The sequence below is a fragment of the Halomonas sp. AOP27-A1-41 genome, assembly GCF_052378605.1.
Taxonomy (GTDB): Bacteria; Pseudomonadota; Gammaproteobacteria; order Pseudomonadales; family Halomonadaceae; genus Vreelandella; species Vreelandella citrativorans.
Genome location: NZ_JBQSXT010000001.1, coordinates 211,077 through 234,209, shown reverse-complemented (window position 1 = coordinate 234,209; position 23,133 = coordinate 211,077). Strand labels below are relative to the sequence as shown.

The 23,133-nt window shown below is 55.0% G+C and carries 19 protein-coding genes; 14 read left to right on the top strand and 5 right to left on the bottom strand.

Going from position 1 to position 23,133, the window contains the following annotated elements; genetic code table 11:
• Position 1: 1 nt before the first annotated feature.
• The 5 genes from ACT3TC_RS00970 to ACT3TC_RS00950 all read left to right on the top strand — a co-directional run bounded on the left by ACT3TC_RS00970 (position 2) and on the right by ACT3TC_RS00950 (position 5,835).
• On the top strand, positions 2-547 hold the full coding sequence (locus tag ACT3TC_RS00970; RefSeq protein WP_444638803.1) for a VOC family protein: 546 nt from the start codon (positions 2-4) through the stop codon (positions 545-547).
• Complete coding sequence (locus tag ACT3TC_RS00965; RefSeq protein WP_444638802.1) at positions 544-1,791, top strand: RuBisCO large subunit C-terminal-like domain-containing protein; 1,248 nt, start codon at positions 544-546, stop codon at positions 1,789-1,791. Before ACT3TC_RS00970 ends, ACT3TC_RS00965 begins: the two co-directional genes overlap by 4 nt.
• 2 nt (positions 1,792-1,793) lie before the next feature.
• Positions 1,794-3,005, top strand: a complete 1,212-nt coding sequence (locus tag ACT3TC_RS00960; protein ID WP_444638801.1) for a four-carbon acid sugar kinase family protein — start codon at positions 1,794-1,796, stop codon at positions 3,003-3,005.
• 440 nt (positions 3,006-3,445) lie between these two features.
• Entirely contained in the window at positions 3,446-3,805 is a 360-nt protein-coding gene (locus ACT3TC_RS00955) for a hypothetical protein (RefSeq protein ID WP_444638800.1), read from the top strand.
• 8 nt (positions 3,806-3,813) lie between these two features.
• Positions 3,814-5,835, top strand: coding sequence for a pyrroloquinoline quinone-dependent dehydrogenase (locus ACT3TC_RS00950; protein ID WP_444638799.1), 2,022 nt, complete (start codon positions 3,814-3,816; stop codon positions 5,833-5,835).
• A 125-nt stretch (positions 5,836-5,960) separates the two neighbouring features.
• Here ACT3TC_RS00950 and ACT3TC_RS00945 read toward each other — a convergent pair whose 3' ends face one another.
• A complete protein-coding gene (locus ACT3TC_RS00945) occupies positions 5,961-6,803 on the bottom strand; it encodes an ion transporter (RefSeq protein ID WP_192526298.1) in 843 nt (280 codons plus the stop codon).
• A gap of 306 nt (positions 6,804-7,109) precedes the next feature.
• On the opposite strand from ACT3TC_RS00945, the gene ACT3TC_RS00940 reads away from it, so the two are divergent.
• The 7 genes from ACT3TC_RS00940 (at position 7,110) to ACT3TC_RS00910 (ending at position 13,969) form a co-directional block, all read left to right on the top strand.
• Positions 7,110-9,941 (top strand): monovalent cation/H+ antiporter subunit A, encoded by a 2,832-nt coding sequence (locus ACT3TC_RS00940; RefSeq protein WP_444638798.1) that lies wholly within the window; start codon positions 7,110-7,112, stop codon positions 9,939-9,941.
• Positions 9,941-10,273 carry a Na+/H+ antiporter subunit C gene (locus tag ACT3TC_RS00935; protein WP_087109531.1) on the top strand — a complete coding sequence of 111 codons (333 nt, stop codon included), beginning with the start codon at positions 9,941-9,943 and terminating at the stop codon, positions 10,271-10,273. Before ACT3TC_RS00940 ends, ACT3TC_RS00935 begins: the two co-directional genes overlap by 1 nt.
• On the top strand, positions 10,270-11,781 hold the full coding sequence (locus ACT3TC_RS00930) for a monovalent cation/H+ antiporter subunit D (protein ID WP_444638797.1): 1,512 nt from the start codon (positions 10,270-10,272) through the stop codon (positions 11,779-11,781). The genes ACT3TC_RS00935 and ACT3TC_RS00930 overlap by 4 nt, the downstream gene beginning before the upstream one ends.
• On the top strand, positions 11,778-12,275 hold the full coding sequence (locus tag ACT3TC_RS00925) for a Na+/H+ antiporter subunit E (protein WP_172116262.1): 498 nt from the start codon (positions 11,778-11,780) through the stop codon (positions 12,273-12,275). Before ACT3TC_RS00930 ends, ACT3TC_RS00925 begins: the two co-directional genes overlap by 4 nt.
• Complete coding sequence (locus tag ACT3TC_RS00920; RefSeq protein WP_087109537.1) at positions 12,269-12,538, top strand: K+/H+ antiporter subunit F; 270 nt, start codon at positions 12,269-12,271, stop codon at positions 12,536-12,538. Before ACT3TC_RS00925 ends, ACT3TC_RS00920 begins: the two co-directional genes overlap by 7 nt.
• 37 nt (positions 12,539-12,575) lie before the next feature.
• Complete coding sequence (locus ACT3TC_RS00915; protein WP_444638796.1) at positions 12,576-12,962, top strand: Na+/H+ antiporter subunit G; 387 nt, start codon at positions 12,576-12,578, stop codon at positions 12,960-12,962.
• Positions 12,963-13,135: 173 nt separating this feature from the next.
• The gene (locus ACT3TC_RS00910; protein WP_444638795.1) at positions 13,136-13,969 is read left to right on the top strand and encodes a DUF6694 family lipoprotein; all 834 of its coding nucleotides are present in this window, start codon (positions 13,136-13,138) and stop codon (positions 13,967-13,969) included.
• A gap of 73 nt (positions 13,970-14,042) precedes the next feature.
• On the opposite strand, the gene serB is transcribed toward ACT3TC_RS00910, so the two are convergent.
• From serB to pgi, 4 genes are all read right to left on the bottom strand, one after another.
• Positions 14,043-15,248 (bottom strand): phosphoserine phosphatase SerB, encoded by a 1,206-nt coding sequence (gene serB / locus ACT3TC_RS00905; RefSeq protein WP_444638793.1) that lies wholly within the window; start codon positions 15,246-15,248, stop codon positions 14,043-14,045.
• Between the two features lie 3 nt (positions 15,249-15,251).
• Positions 15,252-17,504, bottom strand: a complete 2,253-nt coding sequence (gene parC / locus ACT3TC_RS00900; RefSeq protein ID WP_172116259.1) for a DNA topoisomerase IV subunit A — start codon at positions 17,502-17,504, stop codon at positions 15,252-15,254.
• A 6-nt stretch (positions 17,505-17,510) separates the two neighbouring features.
• Positions 17,511-19,406: a DNA topoisomerase IV subunit B gene (gene parE / locus ACT3TC_RS00895; RefSeq protein WP_193056266.1), complete on the bottom strand. Its 1,896-nt coding sequence runs from the start codon at positions 19,404-19,406 to the stop codon at positions 17,511-17,513.
• 157 nt (positions 19,407-19,563) lie between these two features.
• Positions 19,564-21,261, bottom strand: a complete 1,698-nt coding sequence (gene pgi, locus ACT3TC_RS00890) for a glucose-6-phosphate isomerase (RefSeq protein ID WP_444638792.1) — start codon at positions 21,259-21,261, stop codon at positions 19,564-19,566.
• Between the two features lie 100 nt (positions 21,262-21,361).
• Between pgi and cmoA the strand changes: the two genes are divergently transcribed.
• Together cmoA and cmoB are read left to right on the top strand one after the other, a co-directional pair.
• Positions 21,362-22,105 carry a carboxy-S-adenosyl-L-methionine synthase CmoA gene (gene cmoA / locus ACT3TC_RS00885; RefSeq protein WP_087109693.1) on the top strand — a complete coding sequence of 248 codons (744 nt, stop codon included), beginning with the start codon at positions 21,362-21,364 and terminating at the stop codon, positions 22,103-22,105.
• Positions 22,106-23,119 (top strand): tRNA 5-methoxyuridine(34)/uridine 5-oxyacetic acid(34) synthase CmoB, encoded by a 1,014-nt coding sequence (gene cmoB, locus ACT3TC_RS00880; protein ID WP_444638791.1) that lies wholly within the window; start codon positions 22,106-22,108, stop codon positions 23,117-23,119.
• The last annotated feature ends 14 nt before the right edge of the window (positions 23,120-23,133 follow it).

The following is a 23,133-nucleotide window of genomic DNA, read 5'->3' as shown; positions in this document are numbered from 1 at the left end:
CATGAGCCAATATCTTGGAGCTATTCGTCAGTTAGGTTATGTGGTCAATGATATCGAAGCAGCCATGGAGTACTGGAACAAAGTGATGGGCGTGGGGCCTTTTTTCTACAACCCGCGCGTACCTATCGAGAACTATACGTATGACGGCAAGCAATATGACGTGCATAACTCGGTGGCCCTGGCCAACTCCGGCTTCATTCAGGTTGAGCTGATTCAAACGCGTAACGATGCCCCCTCCATGTACCGTGATTTCCTACAAGCGGGCAATACCGGGTTACAGCATGTCGCGTTTTGGACGGAAGACTATGACACCGACCTTGCCGCCATGCAGGCCCGCGGTTATCACGTCAAAATGAGTGGCGAAGTGGGTGCCAATGGGCGTTTCGCGTATTTTGATCGTGAGTACCACCCCGGTACCGTTATTGAGCTTTCCGAGGTGCTGGGTCCCAAAGGCAAAATGTTCCGCATGATCCGTGAAGCGTCGGAAAACTGGGACGGAAATGATCCCGTGCGGCCCTTCCCGAACCTGAAAGAGGCAGAAGCATGATCCGCGCTGCCTATCAGATCGAGACACCGCTTGATCCATCGCTCGTCGCAGAGATGATGGCCGGTGAGCAAAGCTCAGGCACCTTTGTAAAAGTAAAGGGCGAGACCGACGCCATCAGGGCACGCTTTGGTGCCAGGGTCACTCACTTAAACGTTCTGGAAGAACTGGGCTCCCCCAGTCTTCACAGCGCCTATCTTGAGCGCAAGGGTGTTAAAGGCCCATGGAAAAAAGTGGCGGTGGAGATTGACTATCCCGAAGACAACGTCGGGGTTAACTTACCAAACCTTGCCGCGACCGTTGCCGGTAATCTTTTCGACTTAGGCGAACTCACCGGTTTACGCTTAATGGCGCTGCAGCTGCGCCCGGAGTATCGCGACCGCTACTCGCTGCCGGCTCACGGCATTGCAGGTACGCGCAGCGCAACAGGCGTGGCAAATCGCCCTCTGTTTGGCACTATTTTAAAACCTAATATCGGCATGAGCCCTACCGAGACCGCCGACCTTGTCGAGCAGCTTTGTAAGGCGGGTGTCGATTTCATCAAAGATGACGAAATTGCAGGTAATCATCCGTATGCGCCGGTCGAAGAACGCGTCAGCGCGGTAATGCAGCGTGTCAGACAGTTTAGAGAGCGTACCGGCCGCGATGTCATGATCGCATTCAATATCACCGACGAACTGGATGCCATGCGTCGGCACGCCGATCATGTTCAGGCCGAAGGCGGCAGCTGCGTGATGGCGAGCCTTAACTGGTGTGGGCTTTCCGCGCTGCAAAGCCTGCGCGCCTCAACTCCACTGGCCATTCATGGCCACCGTAACGGGTTTGGCGCCTTCGCACGCCATCCTGCTTTAGGCATTGATTTTTCCGCCTATCAAACGCTCTACCGCCTGGCAGGAATTGACCATATGCACATCCATGGCATGGGCGGAAAGTTCGCCGACCAAACCGACGAAGTAGCCCACGCCGCCAAGCTTTCGCTCACCGCGCTAGGCGATACGGATGATCGCGTGATGCCGGTGTTTTCCTCTGGTCAGTGGGCAGGTACCCTGCCACTCACCTGCACTAAAATCCAAAGCGCTGACTTTATGTTTTTAGCCGGCGGCGGCATCCTGGCGCATCCTGACGGCGTGGCGGCCGGTATGGCAAGCCTTCAGGAGGCTTGGCAAAGTATTGAGTCGGGCACGCCGTTAGACTGCGCCGACCGCCCCGCGCTTGCTAGGGCGCTCGACTTCTTCGGCGGGCGCTAGACATGCGCTATATATTCGTCGCGGATGACTTTACTGGCGCCTCCGATACCCTGGCGACCCTGCGGCACGCCGGATTAAAGGCTCGGCTCTATCTGGCGGTGCCTTCTTGTGAAGAAGTGGCCGACCTTGATGCCTTTGGTATCGCAACGGCTTCGCGAAGTATGGGCCAACAGGCGTTAACTACGGAAATGCAGCGTATCGGCCATCAGCTTTTGCCACATCAGCCAGATACTCTGCACCTGAAGGTATGCTCCACCTTTGATAGCAGCCCAAGCACTGGCAATATCGCGACCGCCGTTACCGCGCTTTCTGAACAGCTAAAACCGGCCACCACCTTGATGGTGGGCGGCCAGCCAAGCCTTGGGCGTTACTGCGTGTTTGGCAATTTGTTTGCTAAAAGCACTGATGGACAGATATACCGCATCGACCGCCATCCGGTCATGCAGCAGCATCCGGTTACACCTATGCAGGAAGCTGACCTGCGCCGACACTTTAGCACCATGGGTCTTTCCAACATTACCCTTTTGGATAAGATCGCACTGCATACTAATGACGCCAGCCCCAGCTCCCCAGTGTTGTGTGATGTGTTTGATAACAACGATCTCAAGCGTATTGGCGAACGTTTTAGCCATACTTTGAAGCCCCAGCTGTGGATCGGCTCCAGCAGTGTGGTAGAAGCACTTTATCCCAGCCCTCAGGATATCGAACCACCCAGCAGCCTGCCCGGTCCGCTTCTCGTCTTTGCGGGCAGCCGTTCTTCCGTCACAGCCGCTCAAGTGGCGGCCACTAGCAACATGACAAAAGTGACGATTTCGGCTCGCCAGCTGGCAACCCACTCACACACCGAGTATGAGCAGATTTTGCGCCACCTGCGTGAAGAAAAGGCAACCCTTGCCGTGTTAGATGAAGATACAACACATGGTCTTACAGCATTGGAAATTGCCCAGCATTCCGCGAAGCTAATCGCCTCACTTATTCACTCAAATAGTATTGGCACGTTGCTTATTGCGGGAGGCGACACCTCTAGTCTAGCCATCCATCACTTGCAGCCTCAAAGCATCGACTATATCGGCCCGCTCGAGGCGGGTGTGCCGGTTTGTGCGGCAAACTTTGCCGATAACCATCAGCTACCGGTGATTATGAAGGGAGGCCAAATGGGTTCAGTTACGCTTTTTGATAGAGTTTGCGCGCTAACCTGTCAAAAAGAAGAATAAGTACTCTGGTCAAAATGCCCAGAGATAAGAGATAGTAAAGGATGGGCATAGCGGCATCAATGCCAAACCAGACCCGCAACTTTTTAAGTAACATTAACAGGACACACTCAACCAACACTTCACAGGCACTATTATCATAGTGCATGTATGCCTATTTTAAGCGTCTGCTTGCAGGGCATTCAAAGAAGGTAAAACTTGCTGCCCTGCAAGGCGTACTAGCTCTGGACTCAAAGGATTCGTTAAAGGCCACACCTACTCGTCAACGCACCAGCCCTTACCAGCACCGTTAATCAGGCGCGCATTCCCTCTCTCGTCTCCTCGCAACCGCCTCGTACATAAACCTTCTGTCAGCGCCACCTCAATTACCGGCGTCTGCTACGCTTAAACGAACAATTAGGTAAACATTGGGGCCATCTATTCATCACAGGAGTGATAATGCAATGTCGCGATTACAAAGACGCCGTACGGGCGCAGGGGTACTGCTTTTAGCCGCTCTAGCGGGTGTTGTGATTTCTACTTACGCTTATATAACACCGTTGACCGGCGTAACCGGCACGCTTGGCGCATTGGTGGCTATTCTGGCCTGCGTTGTGCTCATTGCCGCGGCACTGGTGCTCTTCAAACTTAACGCCAGTGGCGGGCTCATCGCGCTTCGTACGCTTATTATTATTGGGCTGGCTGGGACATTTTTCGCCGCTATGCTTTTACACCAGTGGTGGCTGGGCGTCGCCATGGTCATAGGCCTGATCTGGCTGATGGTTGATATAGCAAGCTCCCCCTCTAAACCCACTCGGACCTGAGGCGCTCTATGCCTGCTCATTATGTAAATACCCAACGCCAATGTGGGCGTTCATCCTCTCGTTTCACTGGCAACCTGCTTTTAGCGCTACTGTTCACACCGTTACCGCTATTGGCGCAAGCGCTGCCTTCCGAGCAAAGCGAACCTTTAAACGAGACAAATAGCCGCCAGGCAATTCCGCTAGTCCCCGAAGGCGCCATTTGGGATAGCTTTCACGGGCAGCTTAATGCGCAAAAATATAGCCCACTGGATCAGATCAACGTAGACAACGTAAGTCATTTAGAAAAAGCGTGGGAGTTTCATACCGGCGATGTCTCCGATGGCTCTGGCGATCTTCCTCCCACGGTTTGGTCAGCAACCCCCGTATTTGCCAACGATACGCTCTATATAGGCACGCCGTTTTACCGGGTATTTGCCTTGGACCCCGCCACTGGCGAACAGCGCTGGATGTTTGACACCGATTCCTCTCTTGAAGCCTTGACCCAGCCAGCGCTTAAAAGCCGCGGGGTAGCCTACTGGGAAGCGGACGAGCCTTCTGGCAATGCCTGCGATAAAATCATCTACTTCGGCACCATGGATGCTCAGCTTTTCGCACTCGATGCCGATAGCGGTGAACCCTGTGAAGACTTTGCTGATAATGGTGTTTTGAACGTTAACCAGTGGAATAATATTCCCGAAGATTGGCCGTTATCGCTCTTGCAACCCCCTACTGTCGTGGGTGACCGGCTTATCCTGGGCTGGGCGGGTAAAGACTGGGCAACCAGTGAAGCCCCTTCGGGTACCGTTTTCTCGGTCAATGCGCGCACAGGCGAGCTTGAGTGGGCCTTTGAAGCGCTATCCGAAGAGATGCGTGAACGCAGCGGTACCGCCAATGTTTGGACTCACATGGCAGCCGATGAAGAACTTGGGCTTGTATACTTACCCATCTCTTCGCCCTCGCCCAACTTTTGGGGCGGTAATCGTACCGAGGAAGTGCCGCTGGCCACGTCCACGACCGCACTGGATATTGAAACCGGAGAGGTCGTATGGTCACGCCAGTGGGTACATCACGACCTATGGGACTACGACATTAACGCCGCACCTACCCTGATGGATATTACGGTCGATGGTGAAGAGATACCGGCGTTAATGCAGGCCACCAAAATGGGTTTTCTCTTCGTGGTTAACCGTGAAACCGGCGAAGACGTGTGGCCGATTGAAGAGCGCGAGGTACCTAGCGGCGATGGCACAGTAGAGGGCGAAGTCTACTCACCCACACAGCCATTTCCCACCAAACCCGCCCCGCTGCTTGATCAGTCTGAGAAACCCAGCATCTGGGCGCTGGCCGATGCGGTGAGCTTTGGCCAGTGCTCCGCCCTTTGGGATGATCTTTGGTACGAAGGCATGTACACCCCACCTACCACCCAAGGCGAAGGAACACTTGCCTACCCGGACAGTGCCGGTGGCGTGCAGTGGGGCGGCGTGGCCTTTGACCCGGTTAATCAAACGGCCGTCGTCAATACGTCACATATTGTGCAATACGTGAAGCTATTTAATCGCGACGACTTTGAAGAAGCCGACAGAGGTTCAGGTAATGAAAGCGGATACTCTCCTCAAGAGGGCGCGCCCTACGGCATGCGTTTGGAAGTAGCGCTTAACTGGCTTGGCATGCCCTGTTGGGAGCCGCCCTTTGGCGAGTTGGTGGCGCTGGATATGACCACCGGCGATGTGAAGTGGCGCCGCCCGGTAGGTGCTTCACAGCAGTACGGCTTTTTCATGCCTGAGCGTTGGGGCTCACCGACCATTGGCGGCCCGGCTATCACGGCTGGGGGGCTTATATTTATCGGCGCATCCATAGACGCCAAGCTTCGCGCTTACTCGCTTGAAACCGGCGAACAGCTTTGGTCTGACCAAGCGGAAGCGCCCGCAGTCGCCAATCCTGCCGCTTACGAGTACGAGGGCCGACAATATGTGGCGTTCGTAGCCGGGGGCAATACGATTGTCAAAGATCAGGTAGGCGACCAACTGGTGGTCTATGCCCTGCCGGAGTAACCGTACCTTATAAACACTATAACCCAAAGGGGCGGCCCGTGTTTTGCAACACGGGCCGCCCCTTTCTCTATTCCTACCATGTTCGAAGAAGCCGTATCCGCTACCGCATGGTGCGTGCCTGCCTTCTATTGAGGCGAGTTCGTATCACGCTTTGTCAGTGCCGATTCCATACGGTCCAATTGAGCACGCAGTTCTCGAACATCGCTACGTAATCCCTGTATTTCTGCTTCCTCTCCTTCGCCACTGTCCAGCGCCATCTGGGCGCTCTCTTTTTGCATGACGTCCAGCACAATGCCGATCATCATATTGAGAAAGATAAAGGCGTTGAGGAATATGAACGTTAAGAAGTAGATCCAGGCATAGGGAAAGTGCTCCATCGTCGGGTACAGGACGGCAGTGGCCCAGCTTTCGAATGTTGCCACTTGGAAAAGTGTGAGCATGGCCAGCGCAATGTTACCCCATAGCTGCTCATCGACGGTGTGGAACAAAAAGCTGCCGATTGCGGCATAAATGTAGAAAATAATAAACATCAAAAGCGCCACGTATCCCATACGTGGAATGGATTTGATCAACGCCGACAGCAGCATTTGAAGCTCAGGTATCATTGATACCAGACGCAGCACGCGGAAGATGCGTAGCAAGCGCGCCAGCAGCACCATTTCTGACTCATCCATGGGGATTAGACTGGCGGTAACAATCAAGAAATCAAAGATGTTCCAGCCTTTCTTGAAGAAATCCCGCAGTCTGGGCTCTGCCGCCATACGAATAAGGATCTCGACCAGAAAAAACACCGTCACCGCCATATCCAGCACGCCGAGCCACTGCTCAAACCGGCTCACCTCATCGTAGGTGCGTGCGCCAATTACCAGCGCCGATATCACAATGATGGCAATCACAAACGTCTCAAAAAACTTATTACTGCGCAGCTTTTCAAAGCGTGCCTGCCAGGTACTAAAAGAAGTGCTCATTGCTGTAAAGTTCTCGCAAGCATAGAAAATTCAAAAAATAGTTTAAAAAATGAGAAGCATTATTCATCCTCCCCATGCGGCAACGCAAATGCTACCTGCAATAACCGCCATCCGTTTGGGGCGTGCATCAACGGCAAGCACCCAATCACTTTCTCTTGTTCATTGAATACGCGGACCGATTATACGAAAGCCGCACATCTTCAAAACAAGTGATATTCTACAGTTTCGCTTAATTTACCCTTGGCCCTAGGTGTATTCTCCTCACTTTGCGGCCTTTTTTGAGATTTTATTGCGCTGGATGAGCCCATGACACTGCTTTGGATAGCCTTATTACCGTTGCTTGGGGTACTAGTGCCACTGATCACCGCTCAACGCGACCGCTCTGTGTGTTCGCTTGCGACGAGCGTGGTACCGGCTGCCGCCCTGCTACTCACCTTACTTCAGGTCCCTGCCTTGCTGGATGGTGAAACGTTGCGCTTCCATGCTGAATGGATGCCTGAGCTTGGCTTGGAACTTGCCTTTCGTCTGGATGGCCTGTCCTTGCTTTTCAACCTCCTGATTCTGGGGATTGGCCTGCTCATATTACTGTATGCCCACTTCTATTTGGGCAAAGATGAACCTGTAGGGCGTTTCTACGCTTTTCTGATGCTGTTCATGGCCTCTATGGTCGGTATCTCAATGTCTGACAACCTGATTCTTTTATGGTTGTTCTGGGAGCTTACAAGTCTCTCCTCGTTTCTATTGATCGGTTTTTGGTCTTATCGTAACGATGCGCGCAAAGGCGCACGTATGGCGCTAACCGTAACAGGTGCAGGTGGTCTTGCCCTATTAGCGGGGCTATTACTGCTCGGCGATATGGCCGGCAGCTTCAATATGAGTGATGTGCTGGCCAGTGGTGCCACCATTGTGGCGGACCCGCGCTACCCCATCATGCTGGCACTAATTTTATTGGGTGCTTTCACCAAATCTGCGCAGTTTCCGTTTCATTTCTGGTTGCCGCATGCCATGGCGGCGCCGACCCCGGTTTCCGCTTATCTGCATTCGGCCACCATGGTTAAGGCGGGTATCTTTTTAATGGCCCGGCTGCATCCAGCGATTGCCGGTAGCGAGCTTTGGAGCGTGGTGGTACCGCTTATCGGTTCAATCACGCTGCTATATGGCGCCTGGTTTGCTCTGTTCAAGACGGACCTAAAAGGTATTTTGGCGTTTTCTACCATCAGTCACCTGGGCCTGATTACAGTGCTATTGGGCATCGGCACGCCTATGGCCGTTTTGGCGGCGCTGTTTCATATCGTTAACCACGCCACTTTCAAAGCAGCGCTTTTCATGAGCGCAGGCATCATCGACCATGAAACCGGCACGCGTGAGCTTAAGCAGCTGGGCGCGCTGCGCAAAACCATGCCCATTACTGCCCTGCTGACGACACTGGCCGCTGCGGCGATGGCAGGTGTGCCCTTCTTTAATGGGTTTCTCTCCAAGGAGATGTTCTTTACTGAAACATTAGCCACGCCCGTACTGGGCGGGTTAAGTTGGTTAATCCCTGCGCTGGCCGCTATAGGTGGCATTCTTTCCGTTGCCTACTCGGTACGTCTGGTGTATGCGGTGTTCTATGCGCCTGCGAAGGAAGCGTCGCCCAAGGCGCCTCATGAGCCACCACACCTGATGCGTTTTCCGGTCGAACTACTGGTAGTGCTCTGCATGCTGGTAGGTTTATTCCCCACGCTGATGGTTAATAACCTGCTTGAGCTGGCGACGCAAGCGGTGCTCGGCGAACCATTGGATTTCCACCTGGCTATTTGGCACGGTGTGAACCTGCCACTCATCATGAGTATGGTGGCGTTTGTGGTGGGTGTTGTCCTTTACTGGCGCCATGCTGATCTACGTCGTTTCGCCCAATCGTTTGCCAGCGTCGATGCAAGCCGTGTGTTTGAGCGCGCAATGATCAGCCTTGAGCAACGTGCAGGAGCCCTCATAGCTGCCTGGGACGGTCATTCGCTGCAGCGCTTTGTGGGCTGGCTTTTGCTGTCCACGTTGATCATGGGCGTTATCGGCTTATCACAAATTACCGAGCTTACCGGCCCCAAAGGCAATCAGCCCATTGATGGCGTGCTACTGCTAGGCGCTGGCATGTTGATTTTTGGCGGTATCGCCACCGCCGCCACTCACCGCTACCGGCTAATTTCACTACTCATGCTGTCGGTGGTGGGACTTTTTGTAGCCCTTACGTTTGCACGCTTCTCTGCACCGGATCTAGCGCTGACGCAGCTTTCGGTGGAAGTGGTAACGATGATTTTGCTGATGCTGGCGCTTTTTTTCCTGCCTCAAAAGACGCCCCCCGAATCCAGCCCCAAGCGCAATCTGCGCGACATGCTGTTAGCGGGTTCATTGGGACTTGTCATCGCCAGCATTAACTATGCGGTGATGACGCGAGATACGCTGTCGATCTCTAACTTCTTTATGACCAATAGCGTTCCTGGCGGCGGCGGCCATAATGTGGTCAACGTCATTCTGGTCGATTTCCGTGGCTTCGATACCTTGGGCGAGATTACGGTGCTGGCCTTGGCGGGCTTGGCGATTTTCAAATTGCTCAACCGTTTACGCCTGTTTATCCCGCACAGCGACGGAGAAGGCCGCGTTTGGTCCCCTGATCGTTATCCGGCCATTCTGACCTCTATTTCACTAGCTCTATTGCCGTTGGCGCTGCTGGTATCGGCGTTTATTTTCTTGCGCGGCCACAATGAGCCCGGCGGCGGCTTTATCGCTGGCTTGATCACCGCGGTTGCGCTGATTCTTCTATATATGGCACGTGGTGTGGAGTGGACACAACAGCGTTTGGACTTCCCCTTCCAACCCGTTGCCATTGCGGGGGTTGCGGTGGCGACGCTAACCGGCTTGGGTAGCTGGTTGTTCGGCTACCCCTTCCTGACCTCTGCCTTCAGCTACTTTAGCCTGCCGGTAGTCGGTAAGTTTGAGCTGGCCACCGCTCTGCTGTTTGATCTCGGCGTTTATCTCGCCGTCGTCGGCGCCACGCTGATGATTCTGGCCAACCTAGGCAAGGTCACCACAACTCACCGGCCAGTGGTTAATGAGCCCAAGGGCGATGAGGTCACGCCGCCACCCGCCAAGGAGCAAAGCTGATGGAATTACTTTACGCAATCACCACCGGCGTACTGAGCACCTGTGGCCTCTATTTAACGCTTCGGGGGCGTACTTTTCCCGTAGTGGTAGGTCTAACGCTGCTTTCTTACGCCGTGAACCTGTTTTTATTTTCGATGGGTGGGCTAACCACTGACGGTGCGGCCATTGTTCATGGCGAAGGCGTTTATGCCGACCCGCTGCCTCAAGCGTTAGTGCTTACCGCCATCGTTATTGGCTTCGCAATGACCGCTTTCGTCGTGATTCTCGCGATGCGCGCCCGCAGTGAAGTGGGCAACGATCATGTAGACGGTAAGAAGGAAGACCGCGAATGATGCAACACCTGATTGTTTTTCCTATCGTCCTGCCGCTGATCGCCGGCATTATGCTGCTCTATCAGCGCCAGGGACTGGTTCGCTACAAACGTATCGTGAGCGTTGTGGCCACCGTTCTATTACTGGCCGTGGCGATAGGCCTGATTAGCCAAGCCATGCGTGGCGAGATTCTTTACTACGCATTGGGCAACTGGCAAGCGCCTTTCGGCATCGTACTGGTGCTCGACCGCCTATCTGCCTTGATGCTGTTGATCACAGCCCTGCTTGCAGTGGGTGCCGTGATATTTGCCTGTGCAGGGGATGATGAAAAAGGCAGCAATTTTCACGGCCTTTTTCAGTGGCAACTCCTGGGCATCAATGGCGCGTTTCTAACCGGCGACTTGTTCAATCTGTTCGTCTTTTTTGAAGTGCTGCTGCTCGCCTCTTACGCGCTGCTGCTACACGGTGGTGGCAAAGCACGTATCCAGGCGAGTGTGCATTACGTGGTACTCAATCTGGCAGGTTCTTCACTGTTTCTGATAGCGGTAGGTACGCTTTATGGTGCTACGGGAACGCTTAACATGGCGGATATGGCGCTGCGCGTAGCCGAACTGCCTGCTGAACGCCAAGGCCTGGTGACCGCTGGCGCATTAATGTTGTTGGTGGTATTTGGCTTGAAAGCCGCCATTTTGCCGCTCTATTTCTGGCTACCGCGCGCTTATTCAGCGGCGCCCGCCCCGGTGGCAGCTCTCTTTGCCATTATGACCAAGGTCGGTATCTACGCCATCCTGCGCGTTTATCTGCTGATTTTTGGCGAAAGCGCGGGCGCACTGACCGCACTGGAGCAGCCATGGGTATGGTGGCTCGGCTTGGCAACGCTCGTTGCCTCTGGGGTAGGCATTATGGCTGCCCGAGATCTAAAACTACTGGTCGCTTACCTGGTGTTGCTGTCGGTGGGCACGCTTCTGGTCGGTGTGGGCATGCGAACAGAGCAAGCGACTTCAGCGCTTCTTTACTATTTGATTCATACCTCCTTGATTACGGGTGGTTTATTCCTGCTGGCTGAAATGATCGGATTACAGCGCGGCAAGGCAGGGACTCGGCTGGTGAAAAGCCGCCCCATGACCCAAGGCAAGGCGTTAGGGCTACTGTTTCTTGTAGGTGCTGTCGCCGTTGTGGGCGTTCCGCCACTTTCCGGCGCCTTGGGGAAAGCACTGGTGCTCAACGCCGCTGAAGGTGCTCAGCGATTATGGCTATGGCCTACTCTACTGCTGGTGAGCTTGGCAGCCTTGATCGCTCTGTCACGCGCAGGCTCTACGATCTTCTGGCGTAGCTATCGCGGCAGTTTAGGCGGCAATGCGTTGCCACGCCGCCAATGGTTTGCCGTCATCTGGCTGCTAAGCGCGGCCCCCTTAATGACCCTGTTTGCAGGGCCCATCAGCAGCTACACCCAAGCAACGGCCGAGCAGCTATCACAGCCACAAGTCTTGATCGACACGCTGCTACTTGATGCGGGAGATGCCCCATGATTACCCCGCGCTCCTGGCTGCCGACGCCAGTTTTATCGCTATTATTACTAGGCGTCTGGCTGCTGCTTGCACGCAGTTACGCCCCCGGACAAATCGTGCTGGGCGGCATACTGGCCATTATCATCCCACTGGTGACCTATCGGTTCTGGGACACGACTCTACGCATCAAAAAACCCTGGGTGCTGCTGCGGTTTATCTTGAGGGTTTTAAAGGATATCGTCGTCGCCAATTTTGAGGTGGCTTATCTAGTGGCCAACCCTTGGCGCAGGCTAACGCCACATTTTATTGAATACCCTCTAATGCTGGAGGAGCGCTTCACCATTACGCTGCTGGCCAGCACCATCAGCCTGACGCCTGGCACAGTATCAGCCAACCTGCGCCTCGACGGTCAATCGCTATTAATCCATGCGCTGGATGTTGATGATGAAGAGGAGCTGATCAGGCAGATCCGCGAGCGGTATGAGCGTCCTCTCAAGGAGATTTACGAATGCTAAGCATTGCCTTGTACATTACCCTGGCGCTTGTCGTCATGGCGCTACTAATGAACCTCTTTAGGCTTACCGTGGGGCCAGACCTCCCGGACCGCGTACTGGCGCTGGATACCATGTACGTTAACTCCATCGCACTAATTGTTCTGCTGGGGCTATGGCTTAACAGCAAAACCTATTTCGAGTCGGCGTTGCTGATTGCCATGCTGGGCTTTATCAGCACCGTGGCCGTGTGCAAATACATTCTGCGCGGAGACATTATCGAATGAACGCATTTTCTGTCTCGTATCACCCGGAGGTGTCGCCATGTCGCTCTTTGTAGAAGCACTTATCTCCTTAATGCTTATCACCGGCGGCGTGTTCGTATTTATCGGCTCACTGGGGATGGCTCACCTACGCGATTTTTATATGCGCCTGCATGGCCCTACCAAGGCCACTACGCTGGGTATTGGCTGCATGCTGATTGCCTCAATGGGTTATTTTTGGAGCGTCGATGGTCACATTGATATTCAGGAGTTACTCATCACGCTATTTCTGTTTATTACCGCCCCTGTCAGCGCCCATTTGCTTGCCAAAACTGGCCTGCACTTGCGTTTGAGGCATGCCCAGAAAACGCAGGGCAAACCGATAGAGCTTCGCTCAGAGGAAGTCGGTGATAACCCCGTCCCCCATCCCGACAAAGGTCACGGTTAGCCGTCCGGCCATGGCCCTGTAATAAGACAAACAGTCTCTACACGGCCACGGCTTCCTAAATTTTCACAGCCCAAAACCGATAAATAAAGTGCTTAACAATGACAGAGATAGTAGTGGTCGTTAGCGCTTTCCGGTAAGCTCCACAGCGTTTTTGACCATAATGAGGTGAATGTATGTGGAGCCTCCTACGGCTGTCTGCCATTACGCTATCGCTATGTGTGTTAGCCGGTTGCTCAGACCCCAAAATAGATACCAGCTCCATGCCGGCTGCGGTTGTCTCAATTGAGAATGTACGTGAGGCGATGCCTGCTTATAAGCGTGATGAGTTTGATAAAGCGCTCGCTATCATGGCGATGCCAAACTTTGGCAGCATGGCCTTACTTAGCCCTAAGCGAATGAATGCAGCCGAGATCGCTGAATCGGCCAACGTTCGCATGCATGGTCTAACGGGCGACCAGGTAATTAAACGCGCCGACGATATTCTACGTGAGAGGCGAGCCAGAGAGCGTCAGCAGGCGCTCTCTACCCTTGCCCGGTTGACTGAAAAGCAAGCGCGGGCAGCTAAAGACCGCGAGCAACGGGAACGCTTTAGCATTGATAACGCACGCTACTATATAAGCCAAAGCCCATACGGCACGCCAGAACCGGCGCTGGATATTGAGGTGACCAATCATACGGAGCAGGCCGTCTCGCAAGTATTTTTTAGAGGTGTTTTGACCAGCGCTGATCGGTCCGCGCCTTGGGTTGATGAAACGTTTTACTATGTGATTGCGGGCGGTCTTGAAGCAGGTGAAACGGCCATGTGGCGCTTGGCACCTAATCGTCTTAGCGCTTGGGGAAACACACAAATACCCAGCGAGGTATCGCTCACGGTAACCGTAGAAGGCCTTGAAGATGCCCAGGGCAACCCGTTATGGGATTCGCCTGAACTTAGTAAGAGCGAGGTAGAAAGGCTTGAGCACTTGAACCACGAATATCAGGGCATCGCACTATCTACCACCCAGTAGTTGTCGGGTTTATAGAGCGCGTACTATTGAGTCGGTACGTTACGTACCGACTCAATAGCTGGCCGAAAAACACTTAATCCATTAGATCCGTTTGGCGATAACCAATCAGATACAGCACGGCATCAATGCCCAGTGTCGAGATCGCCTGACGCGCTTGAGCGCGCACTAACGGCTTGGCTCGAAACGCGATACCCAGTCCCGCTTTAGCCAGCATTTTCAGGTCATTGGCGCCATCACCCACCGCAATGGTCTGCTCCAACGTAAAGCCTTCGCGCAGCGCAATCTGCTCCAAAAGCTCTGCCTTGCGCTCAGCATCAACGATCGGCAACGTCACTTCACCAGTGACTTTACCGTTCTCGATCACCAGCTCATTAGCATGAATCTCATCAAAGCCGAGTTTTTCCTGTAAATGGCGGGCAAAATAGGTAAAGCCCCCGGATAGAATCACAGTACGGTAACCGAAGCGCTTTAAATTAGCCATCAAACGCTCTACACCATCCATTAACGGCAGCTCTTCGGCAATCTTGATCAGCACCGACTCATCCAGGCCTTTCAGCTTGCTCATGCGTTCGCGAAAGCTCTCCTGAAAATCCAGCTCGCCACGCATGGCCCGCTCGGTCACCTCGGCAACCTCATCACCCACCCCGTGGTGCCGGGCCAGCTCATCAATCACTTCAGCTTTGATCAGCGTGGAATCCATATCGAAACACACTAGGCGGCGATGGCGCCGCCAGATTGAGTCTTCCTGAATGGCGATATCCACGCCATGTTCGCCTCCTAGTGCCAACGCCTTTTCGCGCAGCGCTTCGATATTCGCCTCGTCGCCACGTAACCAGCACTCAACGCAGGCACCGCCGGAAGGCGCGCTACCATCCAGCGATTCACGCCCAGAAAGCCGATGAATCAGCTCAACCGTTAACCCAAACTCTGCCGTTAAAATGCCGACTTCAGCCAATATTCCTGCCGGCAAATGCGGCGCCAGCAGCGTCAAAATAAGCCGAGGCTGACTTGCTTCGTTGCTCCAGCGCCGATAATCGTCGGCGTTAACCGTAATCACCTGCACATCCAATCCTAGCGCATCGCCCGCCTCGCTGAGCATCGCCTCCAAGGCATTATCGCGTTCAAGCCCCACAAGGGCTTCCAGAGAGAGCATGCCAAACGTCACGCTTTGATTAATATCCAAAAGCTGGGCATTCGTGCGGGCCAACGCTTTCCCAAATCCCTCTAGCTGACCAGAACGCGCTATACCGGTTGCACGAATTAAACAACGTTTTGTCATGAGTTACTCTCCCGCCTCTAACCGATCAACTTTTTGGAAGCCGCGCGGCAACTTGCTGCCTCGTCGCCCTCTTTCGCCGCGATAATACGCTAAATCATCCGCTTTCAAGGTCAGCTTGCGCTTACCGGCGTGAACCAGCAGTGCGTCGCTTGCCGAGAGAACGGTAACGTCACGTACAAACTCCTCACGTCGGGCGGCTCTCGGGCCGGGAATATCGAGCATTTTGTTGCCTTTACCTTTGGTCATTTCAGGCAACTGCTCAAGCGGGAACAGCAGTAATCGGCCTTCGCTAGACACCGACGCCACCCACAGCTCTTCACCATCAGGCACTTCGATGGGCGCCATCACGCTACAGCCTTTGGGTACGCTGAGTACCGCTTTGCCAGCTTTATTTTTACCGGTAAGCGCGTCCAAGCGGGCCATAAATCCATAACCACCGTCGCTTGCCAATACAAAGCGCCGTTCGGGTGGGGCAAGCATTAACCCGGCCATTTGTGCCCCTGCCGAGACATTAGCGCGACCGGTCACCGGTTCACCCTGGCCCCGCGCGCTGGGCAAGTTATGGGCGGCCAGGGTGTAAGCGCGTCCCGTGTCGTCCAGCAGCACCAGCGGCTGATTCGTCTTGCCCCGAGCGGCCAGATGAAAGCTATCACCGGCTTTATAGGACAGTCCTTCCGGATCAATATCGTGCCCTTTGGCAGCGCGAATCCAGCCTTTATCAGACAGCACTACGGTGACCGGATCAGCCCCCAGCAGCTCAACTTCTGAAAGTGCCTTGGCTTCACTGCGCTCAATCAACGGTGAGCGGCGCTCGTCGCCGTGCTCTTTGCCCGCCGCACGAATCTCTTTCTCGATCAGCGTGGTTAGTTTTGCTTCACTGCCTAGCAAGCCCGTAAGGTACTTACGCTCTTTTTCCAGCTCGTCCTGCTCGCCGCGAATTTTCATCTCTTCGAGCTTGGCAAGGTGACGCAGGCGCAGTTCGAGAATCGCTTCAGCCTGGCGCTCAGAGAGACTAAAAGTGGCGATTAGCGAGGCTTTTGGGTCATCTTCCTCACGAATAATTCGGATCACTTCGTCAAGATCCAGATAGGCTGTCAGCAAGCCTTCCAAAATGTGCAGGCGGTCTTCCACCTTGCCCAGGCGGTGCTCCAACCGGCGGCGCACCGTGGTCCGGCGAAAGCGTAGCCATTCGCCCAGCATATCCGTTAGGGGCATGACCCGCGGGCGGCCGTCCAGGCCGATCACGTTCATATTTACCCGCACGTTCTTTTCCAGGTCCGTGGTGGCAAACAGGTGAGCCATCAGCGACTCGACATCCACGCGGCTGGAGCGCGGCTCAATCACTAGGCGCGTGGGTTCTTCATGAGTTGATTCATCACGAAGATCGGCCACCATCGGCAGTTTTTTCGCCTGCATCTGCGCGGCAATCTGCTCAAGCACCTTGGCACCGCTGACCTGGTACGGCACGGCGGTAATCACGATATTGGCGTCTTCGCGGGTATAGCGCGCACGCAGTTTTACCGAACCTCGGCCTGTCTCATAAAGCTTACGCAGGTCGGCTTGGGGCGTGATGATTTCCGCATCCGTTGGAAAATCAGGCGCAGGTACAAACGCCATCACGTCAGTTGTGGTCGCCTCAGGGTTGCGCAACAGATGGCAGGTAGCCTCGACCACTTCGCTAACATTATGGGGCGGAATGTCGGTGGCCATGCCCACGGCAATCCCGGTACCGCCATTGAGCAGTACATGAGGCAACTTGGCAGGCAGCACGAGAGGCTCCTGCATGGTGCCGTCAAAGTTGGGTGCCCAGTCGACCGTGCCCTGGCCCAGTTCGCCCAGCAGCACTTCGGCAAACTTGGAGAGCTTGGCCTCGGTGTAGCGCATGGCGGCAAACGATTTGGGGTCATCCGGACTACCCCAGTTGCCTTGGCCATCCACCAGCGGGTAGCGATAGCTGAACGGCTGGGCCATCAGCACCATGGCTTCGTAACAGGCGCTGTCGCCGTGAGGGTGGAATTTACCCAGCACGTCGCCCACGGTACGCGCTGATTTTTTGTACTTGGCATTGGCGTGTAGCGCCAATTCGCGCATGGCGTAAATAATCCGCCGCTGCACGGGCTTCATGCCGTCGCCAATGTTGGGCAGCGCACGGTCCAAGATGACGTACATCGAGTAGTCGAGGTACGCTTTTTCGGTATAGTCGCGCAAGGAGAGGCGTTCGACGTCGCCTTCCGCTACCTGAATATCCATGGTCATCGGGGGTTATACCTCAATATCTGCGAGGTTGCCGTAATCTTCCAGCCATTTCTTGCGGTCGCTGGCACGCTTCTTGGCGAGCAGCATATCCATCATTTCCATCGTGCCATCGCCCTCTTCCAGGGTGAGTTGCACTAGGCGACGGGTTTCGACCGCCATGGTGGTTTCGCGCAGCTGTAAAGGACTCATTTCGCCCAGGCCTTTAAATCGCTGAACATTGGGCGTGCCGCGTTTTTTCGCCAGTTGCTTGAGCACGGCGGCTTTTTCGCTCTCATCGAGGGCGTAGTGCACCTCTTTACCTAAATCGATGCGGTAAAGGGGCGGCATGGCGACAAACACATGGCCGGCATCGACCAGCGCCGGAAAATGGCGTACAAACAGCGCACACAGCAGCGTGGCAATGTGCAGGCCGTCGGAGTCGGCATCGGCAAGAATACATATTTTGTGGTAACGCAGCTTTTCAAGGTCGGCGTTCCCCGGGTCGGCGCCAATCGCGACCGCAATATCATGAACTTCCTGAGAGCCGTAAATATCGTGCGTCTCGACTTCCCAGGTATTCAGAATCTTGCCGCGCAGGGGCAGGATTGCTTGGGTGTCGCGGTTACGCGCCTGCTTCGCACTGCCCCCGGCCGAGTCGCCCTCGACCAGGAACAGCTCGCTAAGTGACGGGTCCTGCCCGGAGCAGTCAGCAAGCTTACCCGGAAGCGCCGGGCCTGATGTGACCTTTTTACGGGCGACCTTCTTGGCCTTTTTCTGGCGATGCTGAGCGGCGCTGATCACCAACTCCGCCAACTGCTCGGCTTGATCAATATGATGATTGAGCCACAACGAGAAGGCATCCTTCACCACGCCGGAGACAAAGCCTGCGATGGTGCGTGATGACAGCCGCTCTTTGGTTTGCCCGGCAAACTGAGGGTCGAGCATTTTCACCGAGAGCACGAAAGAGGCGCGCTCCCAAAGATCCTCAGCAGTGAGCTTGATGCCGCGCGGCAGCAGGCTGCGATATTCACAAAACTCACGTAGTGCATCCAGCAGTCCTGATCGAAAACCGTTAACGTGAGTGCCGCCTTGCGGCGTGGGAATCAGGTTAACGTAGCTTTCGAGCAGCGATTCACCGCCTTCCGGCAGCCATTGAATGGCCCAATCCACGCCATGCTCGTCGTCACTGAAGTGGCCGACAAACGGTTCGCCAGGCAGTACGTCATAGCCATCGGTGGCTTCGGCCAAATAGTCGCGCAGACCATCGGCGTAGGCCCACTCTGTCGTCGTTCCGTCTGGCTCAATCAGGGTAACGGCAAGCCCCGGGCAGAGCACCGCTTTGGCGCGCAGTAGATGTTTAAGCTTTGAAACGGCCAGTTTGGGGCTGTCGAAATAGCTCTCATCAGGCCAAAAACGCACTAAAGTTCCGGTAGCGCGTTTAGCCGCCTTGCCGATTTCATGCAGATTTTCGACTTTTTCGCCGTGCTCAAAGGCAATCGCATGGCGCGCGCCGTCACGGGTCACTTCTACTTCCAAGCGCCGTGAAAGCGCGTTAACGACTGAGACGCCAACGCCGTGAAGGCCACCAGAAAACCGATAGCTTGAAGAGGAGAACTTACCGCCTGAATGCAGTTTGGTAAGAATCAGCTCCACCCCTGAAACGCCGTGTTCGGGGTGAAGATCAATCGGCATACCTCGGCCGTCATCCTGAACCTCGATGCCCCCATCGCTGTGCAACGTGACACGAATAAAAGAGGCGTGGTCGGCCAGCGCTTCATCGACGCTGTTATCAATCACTTCCTGGGCCAGGTGATTGGGCCGTGAGGTATCGGTGTACATACCGGGACGCTTACGTACCGGCTCGAGCCCTGACAGGACTTCGATAGAACTCGCGCCGTACTGAGAGGCATCAAACTGGGTCATGTAACGTCGGTTCCTGAAGGGTAAAGCTGGCAGCCGCCTGTAACTTGTATAGGCGGCCGACAAAGATCGCTAGAATAGCAAAAAGCTGTATATCCAGCCATATCTAATACATGGCAGGAAAACTGGGAGCACGCTTTTTCATAGACGCCCGAGGCAGTTACCCATCCTGCTCGGCGGCCCAAAACGCTTCAATCAAGCCGCGGCTAGAGGCATCCATGCGGGTAATGTCGCCCTGCCCATCGATGATGCCTTGGGTATCCGTGGCAATTTTTTTGCCAAGCTCCACCCCCCACTGATCGAACGGATTGATATCCCAGATAACGGCTTGAACAAACACCTTATGCTCATACAGGGCAATCAAAGCCCCCAGCGTAGCGGGCGTTAGTGTATCCAGCAGTACCGTGGTCGATGGCTGATTGCCGCGATAGCGTTTGTGCTCTGGACGGGGGCCATCATCATCCAGCGCGTCATCGCCGAGCATCAGAACGCGGGACTGGGCAAAGCAGTTGGCAAGCGCTAGCCGGTGCTGCGCTTTGAGATGGCGGCGAGTATCTGGGTCTTCCACCTCATCATAACGCTTGAGCGGAGCGATAAAGTCACACACCACCGACTGGGTGCCTTGGTGAAGCAGCTGATAAAACGCGTGCTGAGCATTGGGGCCCAGTTGTCCCCACAGTACCGGGCAGGTCGAATAATTGACCGCCTGGCCCTGGCGGGTAACCGACTTGCCGTTGGACTCCATTTCCAGCTGTTCAAGGTAGGCAGCAAAATATTCCAACCGACCATCGTAAGGCAGGATTGAGTGGGCGCGGATATCCAGAAAATTAACGTTCCAGATGCCGGCCAAGGCCAGCAGAACCGGCAGGTTATCTTCCATGGACGCTTCACTGAAGTGGCGGTCCATGGCGTGGGCACCGGCCAGCAGCTCGCGAAAATGCGTCATGCCTACGACCAGAGCAATCGGCAAACCAATCGTGCCCCATAGCGAATAGCGCCCGCCTACCCACTCCCAGAATTTAAGCTGGTGGTCGGGCGCAATGCCCCACTCGCTCATTTTCTCGGGACTGGCCGACACGCCAATAAAGTGTTGACGCACAATAAGTTCAGCGCTTACCGGTGGAGCACTGACAAAATCGCTATGCTGAGTTAAACGGCCCAACAGCCAGTCTCTGGCCGTATTGGCGTTGGAAAGAGTATCAATGGTGGTAAACGACTTGGAGGAGAGCACAAAGAGGGTCGTTTCCGGATTTAGGCGTCCTAAATAATCGGCCAGCTGCGAGCCATCCATGGTGGAGGCAAAATGCACCTCAACGGGATGAATATCGTCAGGCCGATAGTCAGCTAGTGCGTGGGTCACCATCAACGGCCCTAAATCCGAGCCACCGACGCCCAAATTCACCACATGGCGAATGGGCTTGCCCGTGGCTCCTCGCCACTGCCCGGCGTGCAAACGGCACACCAGGCGCTCCATTTGCGCCAGGCTTTCCTGCACCCCGGCGACAATATCTTCCCCTTCAACGTTCAGCGTTGCCTCGGCCGGTAAACGCAGCGCTGTGTGCAAGGCTGGGCGGTTCTCACTAACGTTAACCCGCTTGCCGCTTAACAAAGCATCAATGGCGCTGGGCACACCCGCATCGTGCGCCAACGCTAACAGATGCTCAAGCGTATCGTCGTCCCAGCGCTGCTTGGAAAGATCCAGCGTCAGGCCTGCCTCATGGCGGGTAAAATGCGTCCATCGGCTGCTCTCCGAGCCAAATAGCGTTTTTAAATGAACGCCTTTGAGTTCATCGGCATGCTGTTTTAATGTCTGCCATGCGGGCAGTTTATCGGGGGTGGCGCGTGATGCTGAGGCCATTTGCCGTCTCCTGTGGCGTCGAACCATGCAGCTCGGGTCTGTTCTGGTCAAATCAGGGCGCGTAAACTACTCCCCCCTTTTGATGATTCCCGGCTTGCCAATGAGTAATGCATCTTACCGTGACGCTATCTTTTCGACACCCCTTGATCGAGTGGCGCGCTTCTCGTTCGATGAACAGGTAGTGGCTTGTTTTCCCGACATGGTCCGTCGCTCTATACCAGGCTACGGCCAAATCCTGGGCATGCTGAGCCTGATTGCCCAGCGTCACCTTCGCCATGGCGGGCACGTGTATGACCTGGGCTGCTCGCTCGGCGCCTCAGGCTTGGCGCTTGCGGGTGCACTCGCCCCTGACGCGTTTCGCTATACCGGCGTCGATTTATCACCAGCGATGGTATCGCGTGCTCGCCAGACCTTCACCGAAGAGTGCCCTGAACATGCCATGAGCGTGGAAGAAGCCGACATTCGCACGCTCGAGTATGCGCCATCCGGCATGATCATTCTTAACTTTACGCTACAGTTTTTGCCACCCGCCGACCGGGATGCACTATTAAGGCGACTGTTTGACGCCCTGGAGCCTGGCGGCGTGCTGGTTTTATCGGAAAAAACCGTTGATGTAGATGAGCGGGATAATGCCTGGCGAGTAGAGCGCTACCATGACTTCAAACGCGCCAACGGTTACAGCGACATGGAAATCAGCCAAAAGCGCACCGCGCTTGAAAACGTGTTGGTGCCCGATACGCTGGATGCGCTGCATCAGCGCTTACAGCAGGCAGGCTTCCCACGTACGGTAACGTGGTTTCAATACCTGAACTTTGCCTCTGTCATTGCGTTTAAGGAGAGTTAAGTGGAACTCCCTGATGATCACCGCGCACTTTATCAGGCGTTTTTAGACCAAGGCTTAACGACCTGGCTGGCTAAATTACCCGAGCAGCTGGCCAGAGGGCTTGACCGCCAACGTCATGGCGACCTGCCTGCTTGGGAAAAAGCCGTAGCCAAACTACCGGCCTTGCCGGCCGAGCGCCACGTTCAACTGGACAGCGATACGCTAACGGTAGAGCTTGCCCTAAACGATAGCCAGCAGCGCCAGTGTTTCAATTTGCTTAAAAAGCTTGCGCCCTGGCGCAAGGGGCCCTATTCGCTGGGCAGCATTCATATCGACACCGAATGGCGCTCTGATTGGAAATGGCAGCGCGTGGCGCCTCATTTAGCGCCCCTGAAATACCGCAAGGTGTTAGATGTAGGCGGTGGCAGCGGCTATCACGCGTGGCGCATGACCGGCGCTGGAGCGGCCTTCGTGCTGGTGATTGACCCTTCACCACGCTTTTACTGGCAGTTCCAAGCAGTGCGCCACTTTGTGGGCGACGCAGACGGTGGGCGCACTCAGTTTCTACCGGTCGGAATCGAGGATGTACCGGAAAACCTCGGCTTTTTTGATACGGTGTTCTCCATGGGCGTGCTGTACCACCGCGCTTCCCCTTTCGAACATCTTCAGCAGCTGAAAGCGGCCCTGGCCCCGGGTGGCGAGCTGGTACTGGAAACGCTGGTGGTGGAAGGCGACGAGCAAACGGTGTTTGTTCCCGGCGAGCGCTACGCTGCGATGCCCAACGTCTACTTCCTGCCCTCTTCTAAGGCGCTTTGCCACTGGCTTAGCCGTTGCGGCTTTACCAATATTCGCGTGGTCGATGAGGCAGTCACGACCCTGAACGAGCAGCGCTCCACCGAGTGGATGACCTATCAATCCTTGGCCGACTTTTTAGACCCCAATGATTGTACCCGCACCCTTGAAGGCTACCCGGCGCCGCAGCGGGCAGTGATTATTGCCAATAAGCCGGAACAGGCTGTAAAAACAGTTATTTAAGCCAGCACAGTCGT